Origin of the sequence: Pseudoalteromonas sp. SG45-2 (assembly GCF_014164115.1) — a bacterium.
In the GTDB taxonomy this organism is placed as follows: domain Bacteria; phylum Pseudomonadota; class Gammaproteobacteria; order Enterobacterales; family Alteromonadaceae; genus Pseudoalteromonas; species Pseudoalteromonas distincta.
This window is the reverse complement of the sequence record NZ_JACJEO010000001.1, coordinates 25401-37609: the sequence shown is the minus strand read 5'-3', so window position 1 is coordinate 37609 and position 12209 is coordinate 25401. Positions and strand designations below refer to the sequence as shown.

The 12209-nt window shown below is 33.4% G+C and carries 12 protein-coding genes; all 12 read right to left on the bottom strand.

The genetic code is table 11. From position 1 onward, the window contains the following. Positions 1-21 precede the first annotated feature (21 nt). Positions 22-540 (bottom strand): polysaccharide biosynthesis/export family protein, encoded by a 519-nt coding sequence (locus tag H5116_RS00180; protein WP_182715296.1) that lies wholly within the window; start codon positions 538-540, stop codon positions 22-24. Continuing rightward, positions 540-1754 (bottom strand): outer membrane beta-barrel protein, encoded by a 1215-nt coding sequence (locus tag H5116_RS00175; protein WP_182715295.1) that lies wholly within the window; start codon positions 1752-1754, stop codon positions 540-542. Before H5116_RS00175 ends, H5116_RS00180 begins: the two co-directional genes overlap by 1 nt. Further along, positions 1738-3141, bottom strand: a complete 1404-nt coding sequence (locus H5116_RS00170; RefSeq protein ID WP_182715294.1) for an undecaprenyl-phosphate glucose phosphotransferase — start codon at positions 3139-3141, stop codon at positions 1738-1740. The genes H5116_RS00175 and H5116_RS00170 overlap by 17 nt, the downstream gene beginning before the upstream one ends. A 202-nt stretch (positions 3142-3343) precedes the next feature. Then, positions 3344-3742, bottom strand: coding sequence for a 3-phosphoshikimate 1-carboxyvinyltransferase (locus H5116_RS00165; protein ID WP_182715293.1), 399 nt, complete (start codon positions 3740-3742; stop codon positions 3344-3346). A 16-nt stretch (positions 3743-3758) separates the two neighbouring features. Continuing rightward, on the bottom strand, positions 3759-4475 hold the full coding sequence (locus H5116_RS00160) for a WecB/TagA/CpsF family glycosyltransferase (protein ID WP_101216861.1): 717 nt from the start codon (positions 4473-4475) through the stop codon (positions 3759-3761). Continuing rightward, positions 4468-5670: a glycosyltransferase family 2 protein gene (locus H5116_RS00155; RefSeq protein ID WP_182715292.1), complete on the bottom strand. Its 1203-nt coding sequence runs from the start codon at positions 5668-5670 to the stop codon at positions 4468-4470. Before H5116_RS00155 ends, H5116_RS00160 begins: the two co-directional genes overlap by 8 nt. Next, the gene (locus H5116_RS00150) at positions 5667-6875 is read right to left on the bottom strand and encodes a glycosyltransferase family 4 protein (RefSeq protein WP_182715291.1); all 1209 of its coding nucleotides are present in this window, start codon (positions 6873-6875) and stop codon (positions 5667-5669) included. Before H5116_RS00150 ends, H5116_RS00155 begins: the two co-directional genes overlap by 4 nt. Next, positions 6872-7834, bottom strand: coding sequence for a hypothetical protein (locus tag H5116_RS00145; RefSeq protein ID WP_182715290.1), 963 nt, complete (start codon positions 7832-7834; stop codon positions 6872-6874). The genes H5116_RS00150 and H5116_RS00145 overlap by 4 nt, the downstream gene beginning before the upstream one ends. Then, positions 7831-9048 carry an O-antigen ligase gene (locus tag H5116_RS00140; protein WP_182715289.1) on the bottom strand — a complete coding sequence of 406 codons (1218 nt, stop codon included), beginning with the start codon at positions 9046-9048 and terminating at the stop codon, positions 7831-7833. Before H5116_RS00140 ends, H5116_RS00145 begins: the two co-directional genes overlap by 4 nt. Next, on the bottom strand, positions 9041-9895 hold the full coding sequence (locus H5116_RS00135) for a glycosyltransferase (RefSeq protein ID WP_182715288.1): 855 nt from the start codon (positions 9893-9895) through the stop codon (positions 9041-9043). The genes H5116_RS00140 and H5116_RS00135 overlap by 8 nt, the downstream gene beginning before the upstream one ends. After that, entirely contained in the window at positions 9895-10824 is a 930-nt protein-coding gene (locus tag H5116_RS00130; RefSeq protein WP_182715287.1) for a glycosyltransferase family 2 protein, read from the bottom strand. Before H5116_RS00130 ends, H5116_RS00135 begins: the two co-directional genes overlap by 1 nt. Continuing rightward, the gene (locus tag H5116_RS00125) at positions 10808-12151 is read right to left on the bottom strand and encodes a lipopolysaccharide biosynthesis protein (protein WP_182715286.1); all 1344 of its coding nucleotides are present in this window, start codon (positions 12149-12151) and stop codon (positions 10808-10810) included. The genes H5116_RS00130 and H5116_RS00125 overlap by 17 nt, the downstream gene beginning before the upstream one ends. Positions 12152-12209: the final 58 nt, after the last annotated feature.

The window sequence follows — 12209 nt, the reverse complement described above, 5'->3', positions numbered from 1 at the left end:
AAATACTGCCTTATAGATTGCTTAAAACAAGCGTTGTTCAATTTTTATAGTATCGCCCGCTGCAATTTGGCTATTTAAGCTACCTTTTTGTTGCTGCTGTTTAGTCTGCTCTTTAAAAATATAAATTTTATCAATAGAGGCTCGCTCAGTTAAACCACCCGCTAGGGCGATGGCTTGGTTAACTGTCATAGCCGGCTGGTAAGGGTAAGCCCCTGGGCTTTCAACTTCACCATGTATGTAAAAAGGCCTATATTGAACAACCTGAACGTAAACATTTGGATTAACTAAGTAGTCAGGCTTTAATCCCTGAGTGATAACCTGCTCAACCTCAGAAATGTTAAGCCCCGCTAGTTTAACTTTTCCTAAAAACGGGTAGTTGATCTCTCCACTATTCCCTAATAATGCAGTAACTTCTAAATCAGGCTGTCCAAATACTTTTATTTCAACCTTATCGCCTGCACCTAATACATAACTGTGTGCAGTTTGAGCAAAACAAACGCTACTTAAAAATAGCAGCGTTAAACTAAAAATAAACTTCATTAATTAGCCTTTAATGCAAATGTAAAATTAACACCAACAATAATACGATCAAATTCTATTGCGCTTTGGGTAGAATCTTTATCAATAAAGTCTACATAGGTAGATACCATCCCGAACTTACTCGCAACATAGTTTAAACCTAAACGCGCGCTTTTAGTTTTATCTTTACGACCAATATCGCCAGTGTATTGCTCATTAGTATAACTAAGCCCCGCTAGTGAGCTTAAATAATCGCTCCAGCTATGAGTCCAATTAACACCATATGTACTTTCTTTAATGTAATCGCCCTGCACTAAAGGATCTTTAGCTGAGCGACTAGTTTTAAATTGCACGGTAGAGTAACTAAGTGGTTGCCAACTAACGCCAGCCTCCCAACTTAAACCACTAAAGCTTTCACGCTCATTTGAGCTAAAATCTTTATTTTGATAACCCAACTTAAATGATCCAGAAGTAACGGCTGTCGCTTCCCACTCCATACCTATAAGTATTTTCACGTCGTCACTATCGCGTGATATACCATTAGCTTGCAGAGAGTCGTAACGATAGTTTTCTTGTTTAACCTCTAAAAAGGTACGAGTTGATGCTTGAGTATTATAGTAGCCAGTTACGCCAATTAACGATTTATCATAATCACGATATTGCGATACTTCTCTAAAGTTTTGATATTTCTTACTAAAAAAACCAGCTTTCAAAGCAACTTGTGCTTTTGAGCTTTGTGCACCATATTCGTATCGCGCTAAGACATTTTGCTCCTGATATTTAACTAACTCATTAACAGCATCACCAAGACCTTCAGTTAAGCCACTACCTCGAGGTTCATATAGCCAATCGGCATCACCGTTAATATCCAAACGATGTTGGCTAGTAAATTCTTTATGCACACCAGCACCAATATTTACTTGAGTGAAATTGTCAGCGGTATCTTTATTATGTAACGAGCTACTTGAACGCAAATCAAGATTATAGCTGTCTGGGCCATCTTCAATCGCCGCTTTTATATTAGGAGTAATAGTCCAGATTAATCGCGACTCTTCGTTTTCTGGTGTGCTAAAAAAATTGTTGTTACTGCTAATACCTGTTTGTAAAGTCGGTGTAATTTCAGCACCGTCTTTAGTGATAACACTACCAGGCTTTAAGTTAGCTGCTACAGGTGTAGCCACAACCACAGTTAAAAAAGCACTTAATGAAACTAGTTTTTTAGTATGCATTTGCATTTTTAAATCCCTTAAAAATTGTTATAAAAATAATTTTAACATCAAACCATAAAGACCAGTGTTTAATATAATGTAAATCAAATTCAACACGTTTTTCCATTTTATCAAGAGTATCGGTTTCGCCGCGCCAGCCATTAATTTGCGCCCAACCAGTAATTCCTGGCTTAGCTTTATGGCGTAACATATAAAACTCTACTTTTTTACGGTATTCCTCATTATGGGCAACAGCATGAGGCCGTGGCCCTACAATAGACATATCGCCTTTCAAAACATTTATAAACTGAGGTAATTCGTCGAGGCTTGTACGGCGTAAAAAACCACCTAAAGGTGTTATACGTGCATCATTTTTAGTAGCTTGTGTAACCACTGCACTGTTTTCGGTAACACTCATTGAGCGAAACTTCCATACTTTAATTTTACGCCCATCTAATCCGTACCGGTCTTGCTTAAAAATTACAGGCCCTTTAGATGTAAATTTAACAGCAAATGTAATGGCAATTAAAATAGGCGATATCAGCATTAAAATAATAAAGGCTACTATTATATCCTCAGTACGTTTTATAAATTCACGGGCACCAATGAATGGTGATTCAAATACACTAAGTGTATCAACGTCACCTACATGCTCTATACGCGCGTGTATTAAATTAGATATTAAAAAGTCGGGAATTATATGCACATCAACCGTTGTATCACCTAGTTGACGCAAAATATCAGCTATGCGTTTATCTGCCTTCATTGGCAATGCAATATACAAAACACCTATTTCACCATTGCGAGCTGCATTAACCGCATCTTGAATACGTCCTGCAACATCATGTTTTGTTGAGTTTTCAAACAGGCGTTCTGGTTGGCGGTCATCGTAAAAACCTAAAAAATTAAAGCCGAGTTCGTCATTTTTAGTTATTTCATTATACAAATTAACCGCTGATTCTGTTGCTCCAACAATTGCGACATTGCGTAAATTCAAACCTAATTTACGTCTATGACGCTTGTATAAATGCACTACAAAGCGCCATGCATATAAGTAAGTGATACTTAATAAAAACCACAGACCTAACCCAATACGCGAAAGCGACTCTGTAAACTTAAAAGCAAACGATATAAGAAACAAAACAACAAATGCAGAAAACAAAGCACCCCAAGCGCAAAGCACCATGGTTCTAAATTTACCTGCTCGCCAAGAGCGATAAGCGGAAAATATTTCAGCGCAATATAAAAAACTCAAAGCAACAGTTAAAACCGAAACCATATAGATGGGAGAAAGCTCGAAGCTATAAAATAAAGCTGAGCATTGAAAGGCTAAAAATAATGCAAAAATATCGAATAACCGATAAAAATTAGCATCAGACGAGCCCGTTGGCTTGAACGTCCGTGAAGATTTCATACTATCTATCCCTATAGGTATCTTTATATAAATTTAGAATGACTAAACTCTCTTAATTCTACCTGAGCAAATAAGTTCATTCAACTAAGTTAGTAATTATGACTACATTAATCTTAAACAACAAACCATTAACTAACCAATTAATAGCAATAAATAAACAAATGAAAATGCTCATAAACTTTATTAAACAAATTATAAATATTTACTCGAAGAGTTTAATTATTGAATCCCATAAACCAAATGAATAATTTTCAAGTATATTAATCCCTAAAGCAGATTTAACAATATAAATAATTAACATAAGAACAACAATTGCCACAAACGTAATTAAACTAATAAATAATATTTGTAAAAACCAAGCTACTTTTTCTTCATTTTCACTAAGGTCTCTTCTGTTTCTACCTGCTAACAAAACATAGTAGTACCTATATTTGAAAAACTTTACTACCCCTCTAAAATCAATTGTATGGCGCCCCCACTGTCTGGCACCTATAGCAATCTTGAGATGCACCAACTGCTCTTCTGTAAAGCTATTTTGTACACTTTCAGGCATTCTATTAAGTAAACTGCAAATGGCGGGATCTCTCTTAATATTAGACAAATAAAACCTCTGAAAATTAATTGACTATTAAATTATAAAAAAACTTTGGAATACCTATCACGTACCTTTTAAAAAGTCGTTTAGGTTCTGATAAAAGCCTATATAACCACTCTAACCCTAGCTTTCTAAGGATCTCGGGCGACCTTTTAACTTTTCCAGCCTGAAAGTCTATTATAGCTCCACCACAAATTATTATTGAGGGGACCTGAATTTTGGACAATAACTCTGCCAGCTTTTCTTGTTTTGGCATCCCCATAGCAAGAACAACGCAATTAAGAGCGTTTTCTTGAGCGTTTAACTTAAAATTTTTAATATATACATCTTCATCTTGAAAACCATTTTCAGTAATGACATCTTCAGTCTTAAAAAGATTAAAAGCACCTTCACTTAACCACGGTTCAGAAGTACCAAAGGCAAAAAAATTAACGTCGCGGTCAGACTTATTAATAGCGTTAATAATTTTAGGAATAAAATCTGTTCCGTTTAAATTATCTTTAGGGTCTATACCTTTATATTTGCAAGCTAGCTTGACACCTATACCATCTCGAAGGAGGTAAGATAAAGAGAGAAACTGCTCATAAATGGCTTCATCACTGTGCATTAGATTTATGCTATGTTGATTTACAAAACCTAAAGAGACTGGCCTATTAGTCGTAATTAAGTTATCAATAAAAGTATCTAAATCTTTACTCTCTAAATAGCTAATTTTATTTAGAATTTTTTCATTACTCATTTCGGCCACCACTTCTATCTGTTTTCACCCACTTTTTCTGTCTTTTTGTAATAAAAGTTTTATAAACAGTTAGCTTAGAGAAAATATATTTATACATTAATAAAATATCTTTAGTTTGTATAATATGCCTAGCAGCTACAAACCAGACTAAACTTAAACTAAACAAAAGAGTAATTAATGAAGTAACCGAAAGTAAAAAGGGCATAAATACATTAAATAACATGAATACAAAGCATAAAAAGGTACTACCAAACACAATAAACAACCATAAAACTGTGGGCGGTAACATGGCATCTAATATAGTAAAGCAACTCTTGATTTTAAACGTTAATAAAGCTTGCAAAAATTTCTTTGGGAGCATACTAATGGAGCTTAAATGTCCATGCTCCCAACGTGTTCGTTGGCTATCAGTTCCGGCTGCAGAAGTAGGAAAATAACTAATAACCAGGGAAGAGTTATCAAAAATTACTGCCTCGTTCATAGCATTAAGCTTTAACCCTAACTCTAAATCTTCAACAATACTGCCAGATGAGAAAGAAACTTGTTCTAATACACTCGCAGGGAATGCCATCCCAGATCCTTGTAGTTGGCAGTTTATATTAAATAGCGCCAATCCTTTTGGCCTAATGACATTTTTAACAAACCAAGCAAACTCGGCTACTTTAATTTTTATATCTGCATGCTCCGGCGATTTCATAATGTATGCCGATTGAATGACAGAGTTTTCATCAATACATCGTTTAGCTAATTTATTAAAGCTTCCGCTCGTAAACTCACAATCAGCGTCAAACACAATAACAACTTCAGGTGATAGAGCTTGTAAATAATCAACTCCAGCTTGAATAGCATAACCCTTACCTAAAAGTTCATTGTTGTTTCGTATAACTACTGTTGCGCCTAATGCCTCAGCAATAGGCGCTGTAGCGTCAGTACAGTTATCTGCAACAACTAAAACTTTAGATAAAGAATTAACTTCACTTTTCAATTTTACTAAAGTGTCTTTAATAATCATTTCTTCATTGTGTGCAGGTATAACAATGTATACTCCTTCTAGTTCATTTTTATTAAAATCAACTTTATTAGCGACGCGTTTATTTAAGAGACCTAGTAGTAGTTCAGCTGATAAAAATAAGCTTGGAAAGGTTATAAATAGCAATATAAATAAACTTGCTATTACACTAAAAAAAGTAATCATTTATCACCTTTTATTAATAACGCTAATTTTCTAGCCTCTGTCTCAATATTATGTCTTTCATTTACAGAAGCATACCCAGAAGAAACCATATTTTTAATCTCGTCGTCTGGCATATTAATAAAGCTTTTTATAGCTTCTTTTATAGCTACTACATCACCGGCATGAAATAAAATCCCCTGTTTATTATGTGTTATTAGTTCTGGGATACCTGCTATGTAAGTTGCGAGCACTGGGCGCCCAACGGCTAAAGCTTCCATAATTGCTACTGGGAGCCCCTCGGCAAAACTGGGCAAAATCATTGCATCAGAATGCAATAGCAAATCATGAACTTCATTAGAGCTAATCCATCCGGTAATTTTAACATTATCTTGTAAGCTGTTATCTGCAATATATTTGTCTATATCAGCTCTCATCTCGCCATCACCAGCAAGAACTAATTCTACATTCTCACCTTCATCTAAAACTTTTTTCAAAGCTTTAAGCAGCAATAACTGTCCTTTTTGCTCGCAAAGACGGCCAATACATAATAACTTTTTTACATTGTTACTTACTGGAGGAGCTGGTTGGCCCTTTAAAAAATCCGAATCTAAACCGCAGTGGACAATTTCAACTTTATCCCAATCTTTGAAATCAGCCCACCTAAATAATTGCGAACGACAGTAGCTAGTAATTGCAACAACAAACTTTGAATGACTTATTTTTTCTTTTAGATGCAAGCCTAGTGGCTTATCAAATTCTTCTGGTCCATGCACAGTAAAACTATAATCAATACCCGAGAGGATACTCGCTAGCATTGTTACTTCTGTCGAATTTGTACCAAAATGTGCATGTATATGTGAACTCTTCACTACTTTTGCATAATTAGCTAACGTACATGCCTCCATAAGGTAGACTACGTGATAAAGCATGCCTCTTTCTGACATTTTAGACATTTTTAATGCCAATTTTAGTGCTTTAGCAAACCTTCTTGGTGAGCTAACAAAAGACTTTAAAAACGCTGGTAATAACGCTGCAAGCCCACTATTAAGGACATAATTTGTTTTAGCCTGCTCTTCTATATCAACGCTATCTTTTAATTCAGTATCCCACCCCCTAAGTGAAACTCGTTGTACGTTAAAACCATTATTTTCCAGCTCTAATATTTCTCTACGTATAAAAGTATGGCTTACTTTCGGATACTGGTTTATAAAATATGTAATATTCACTTATTTTCCTTTATATGTAGTATGGTAAACATACGTTCTAAATATGAATGTCTTTTCTTCCATACCTTAGTAATAACTATTCCTACTAAAAATGACATCAATACAGCTAATCCAGGAGAAACAGAACTAAAAATTTTATTTAATAATGACAATGTTTGAAAGTGTGTTAGATAAATAAACATCGATGAAAAAGCTACAATAGTAACTATTTTATTTATAACTCTTGGGATAAGAATATAAGGTAACCATATTGTAAACAGCGAGCCAAAATATAAAAATAAAATTCTACTACTCCATCCGAAATAGATTAGATCCATCAATATTATACTCAATGCTGAAGTAGTAATCATTTTCAGTCGAATGTTTTTACTAAGTGCAGCCATGCCTCCGGCGAAAAACATATAAATCATTAAGTGAGGTAGTCTATCTAAATAATAAGATGTATCCCACGTTAACCTACAGATAATAGAAACTGTATAACTTACTAAAAAGCCAACCAGCATGAAATAATAAGGGCTTTTATGAAAAACAAAAAACTTCGTGTTTATATAAAAAACAATTGAAAAAAGTAAATATATTTGTATTAAAACTTCGATAAACCAGAAGGTTAAACCATTGGCATAGTCAGGGCCATAAAAATTAGAAATTAATAGAAGCCCTCCTATATGAAACTCACCTAACACACTATATAAAAAAACAGTGTAAAGCAGAGTGGGTAAAACTATTTTCCATATAAAAGAGAAGTATATACGATAAAATTTTTTAGCATTAAACCCAGCGTTAGTTACCTTAGAGTCTATTGCTTTCTTTGCAGTAAAAAGAACAAAGTTAAAACCAGATAAAAAAATAAGATAATAAGCCCCGCCGGCTATGCCAAGCCAATGAAAATGACCAGCAACAATAGAAAATATCGATATTGCTCTTAATAACACTGAGATATCTAACTTAGAAATATTCATATAACCGCCCTTTTACATGAATTTTTTTTAAAAAAGAAGCCACCCAATAAGCCCCAAAAATACCAGTTATAGGATAGATAAAATAACATATTGTCTGAATAGCCAGCGACTAAGTAAGATATTACTAAGCCAATAATAATTGACGTCCCTCTTTTATCCTTTTTAAACTGTATTAAGAGGCGCTTCAAAATAAAGGTAAAGATTAGAAGATAAGCGAGTAGTCCTAAGAACCCCATATCAAAGGTGATTTGTACATATGCATTATGTGCATCAAATCCTTTACTTTCTTCTAATGGAAAAAAATCTAAAAAATAATAAGAAAAAGTGTCATAGCCGTGGCCTAGAAATGGTCTTTCTGCTATGTAATCCCAAGAGGCAAACCAAACCACTTTTCGCCACTCATAAGAATTTAAACTTTCGCCCACATCTAAGCTATCTACACTAGAACCTGAAAAAATATCCAATACTCGATCTTGCACTTCAGGTATCAATAAAAGCATTAATAATGATAAAAATAAATATAATAGGTACCTTCTTTCAACTAAAAGTGCATATACGGAGAACATTATAATTAATGCTAACCATGCACTTCTAGTTTTAGTCATCACTAAGCAAATTAGACTAATAAATAAAATTATTTTTACTCTTCTAATAAATTGTTTTGAAAAGATAAAAAGTCTAGTTTTTATACAAAAAAAACAAAGTGTAGTAATTAACACCAAGTAAAAAGCAAATATATTCGGGTGAGAGAAGCTACCGAACAGTCTAAATCCATTTCTGGTAGTACTTCCCTCAGGAAATAACAATTCAAAAAACACAAAGATAAAAGGAACTATAGAGCTATAAATTGTAAATCTTAAAAAGAACTTTAAATCACGATCATCTTTAACAAAAAAGTAGACAAAACAAAACATTGCCCAGTATGTCAAGATTGAAAAAAAAGAGCGCAGTGACTGAACTTTATCTGGTGACACGATAATAGATGCCAAGCCTATGCAAATGAATGCACCCCATACGTATAAGAAAGACTTAGGTAAAACAAACTTATTATTTTTACAACAAATAAAAAATAACACTACCACTAAAAGGTTAAGCAGTGCCCCCAAACCAATGCCACCAATTTTAGTAAACTCTAAAACTGGGTCTAGTGACGCTCTAAAAAATAAAATAAAAAATAGAGCTGGAGAATGTAAAAAAAGCCTATTTTTAAACACGCTCTAATGCCTTCTTGATTCGGCGTAATATAACTCTAAACTCAAAAGTAATGAGTAATATGAGTAGCTCACTTACTTTTACATTAATCTGTGAATAGTTACACATAGCTACTATCCTAGATGATCTTTCTTTCAGGTTTGAAGGTTTATGTTTTAAATTTAAGCGTTCAAAAGCTTTTCTGATGTTATTTGCTTTTTTTTCCGAGATCCGTTCTAGGCCATGGTTCTGAACTATTATATAAGAATTCTTTTTTATATTTTTAAATATCCCATATTTTTTAGCCAATCGTATCCACGTATCCCAGTCTTGTAGAGCAGGCATTTTTTCATCAAAGCCATCTATTTTTAAAAAATAATCCCTTTTAGTAAATACTTGGTTACCAATGTAATTGAGCGATCTAAGCATGTCATAATCGACACATTCTGAATTATTATGCGTAAATTCGCCATTTTCACGAACCTCTAAAACACCATCGAACAAACCTGCTATGTCATTAGTATTTTCTTGCTCTAATTTAAACCAATACTGAACAAAACTATCAATTCGCCAATTTTCAAAATAGTCATCGTCATCTAAACCAGTAATAAAATAACCTGTGGCTAAAGATAACGCTTTATTTCGCCCATAACATGCTCCTTTAGACTTACCGGTTTCATTGATAGTGCTCAGTAATAAACCTTGTTCTTGCATCTCTTTTAAATAAGCGTGAGTACCGTCTGTCGAACCATCATCAGCAACAATAATCTCAATATCTTGATAGGATTGATTTAAAACAGACTCCACTGCACGCTTTAAAAGCTCAAGTCGATTATAGGTAGTTATATAAACCGATACTTTTACTTTCATTATCTATACCTTTGAAAGTCTGGAAATAAACAAAAAATACAAGTTTTAGAAACGAGTTTCTTTTTTAAGATTAATTTGAAAATACGTAATAAAGAAATTCTTTTCTTAAAAGAAATAGCTTTGCCATCCACCTGTGCAGCAACTTTACACATTTGACGAATTAAATCGTTTATAATTAAGAGTACAGTTTTTCTATTTCTCAATATTTTGTCGTCTAATAAGATTTCTATCAGCGCCCTTTCATAGCCATAATAATTCTTATCCGACTTCTTCTTTGTCATTATTGAGTTGGGTCTTAGCCTTCGTCTAAAGTAGGCATTTGGTGATACATAAACGTTCAAAGGCTTCCTTAGCAGAAGCTTTGCATAATATAGCTCATCTTCGTGAATTATATTAGGGTAAAATTCGTTGATATTAGCAATCTGATTTTTAACTACAAAAAGACAGGCTATCGGTGTATAAGTTTGATTAATTTTAGAATCGTACAGAAAATCATTAGACTTTAAAGTTTTATTATAGTGGGTTGTACTTCTTTTATACTTTAAGGAGTTATTTTCAATACCAAATGGTACCCCCTCAAATAAAATAATATCGACATCACTGTCTTTAAAAATATTATACCAATCCATCAAAGAGTTTTTATCCAAAACATCATCACTGTCAAAATAATAAATAAACTTACCGGATGCATTCTTCTTTCCAGTATTTCTTGCTTCAGATAAACCTTTGTTATTTTGTTCAATTAATATTATGTTTTCATTATTTTCTTTATATTCCTTACAAATATTTCCACTAGAATCTGTAGAACCGTCATTAACTAAAATGATCTCAAAGTCATCATAAGTTTGCCCTAAAAGAGAATCTATTGCTTCCTCTAGATAGTTTTCAACATTAAAAATGGGTACTATTATACTAAATGTAGGTGACATTAAAAAACTCCATTATGGCGAAGCTAATAAAAATAATATTAATTATTAAGATCCACCAAACTTTTTTAACTAGTCCGCTCAAACCGCGCGGAAGTATATAAATTGATAAAACCGTGTAACACTGAATAAAGTTAATTGAAAAGCTTATGATTAGTGCTATACATAATGACTCTAAACTGCCGAAATAAATTCCCAATATAATTGCAATTACGTTGACAACTGAAGAAAAAACTCCGCAATAAAATAGTAAATCAGCTCTACCAGCAGCTTGAAAAAAACCACCACTTGAACTCAACATCATTTGAATTGGTATAGTAACTGACAAGAGCTTTAGTATATTTGAGACCCCTTCCCATTGTTCACCTAGTAAGATTAAAACAATAAAATCTGCTAAAAAGTATATACTTATACCAGCTACCAACCCGGCGATTGCTAAATAATTAACCAACTGATTATGCAACCTTTCGAACTCACTTTTATCATTCTTAAGTTTAGTCAACACGGGTTGTATGGCTGGTGTCATTGCAAATGTTAATAACATGAGGGGATACCTCATAAGTTGATATGCCTTGTCATAAATACCTAAACTAGAAACACCTAAATATTTTCCAACCAAGATATTATCTAAGCTTCTGGAGAAGTAATTCATAATATTAAACCCTAACTGGAAGGCTGAAAAACTAAGCAGTTTTTTTACGTGATAAAATTGCCTACCAAACTGGGGCTTTCCAATTAAGCAAGTGCCTGATAAATACCAAAGAAAAAAGCACCGAATAATGCTAATTGTAAGAGGTTTACTACTTAAAGCAAAAATTGGATGCACAAATGCTAGTAATACAAAAACAACTATTACTGACGTTATTTCACCTGCAATATCACTACCGGCTACTAAAATAAACTTTTGCTCGCGTTGTAATATAGCCAAAGGGACAATTGAGACAGTATTAAATAAAACGCTAACTGCAACTGGAATAACCAAAAGGTTATATATTTCATTTTCATAAAATGAAGATATTAGGGGCGAAAGCAATAAAAACGAAGCAGCTATAAATACTCCTATAATAGCAGTTACAGAGAATATACCGTCTCTAACCCCATTAGGTATTTCTTTTTGATTTATTAATGCAGGCCCGAAACCCATTTCACTAAAAAGTATAAAGAAAGTTGCGAACACTTGGATAACAGCAAATATACCAAAAAGCTCTGGTGTAAAAACTCTTGCAAGAATCATAAGTGAAAGCATCTGAACAGCATACAGAGCATAACGGCCAGTCATACTTTTTATTAATGCGCGCCCTAATTCACCTTGGGTTAAAAAACTCAACAATTATTTTCCTTTGTAAAATAGATTAGTGTGACTTTATAGTTTGACTTGATAATGGAAT

Coding starts and splice junctions, on each gene's coding strand:
- H5116_RS00180 (WP_182715296.1), bottom strand. CDS start 540: ATGAAGTTTATTTTTAGTTTAACGCTGCTATTTTTAAGTAGCGTTTGT.
- H5116_RS00175 (WP_182715295.1), bottom strand. CDS start 1,754: ATGCAAATGCATACTAAAAAACTAGTTTCATTAAGTGCTTTTTTAACT.
- H5116_RS00170 (WP_182715294.1), bottom strand. CDS start 3,141: ATGAAATCTTCACGGACGTTCAAGCCAACGGGCTCGTCTGATGCTAAT.
- H5116_RS00160 (WP_101216861.1), bottom strand. CDS start 4,475: ATGAGTAATGAAAAAATTCTAAATAAAATTAGCTATTTAGAGAGTAAA.
- H5116_RS00155 (WP_182715292.1), bottom strand. CDS start 5,670: ATGATTACTTTTTTTAGTGTAATAGCAAGTTTATTTATATTGCTATTT.
- H5116_RS00145 (WP_182715290.1), bottom strand. CDS start 7,834: ATGAATATTTCTAAGTTAGATATCTCAGTGTTATTAAGAGCAATATCG.
- H5116_RS00135 (WP_182715288.1), bottom strand. CDS start 9,895: ATGAAAGTAAAAGTATCGGTTTATATAACTACCTATAATCGACTTGAG.
- H5116_RS00130 (WP_182715287.1), bottom strand. CDS start 10,824: ATGTCACCTACATTTAGTATAATAGTACCCATTTTTAATGTTGAAAAC.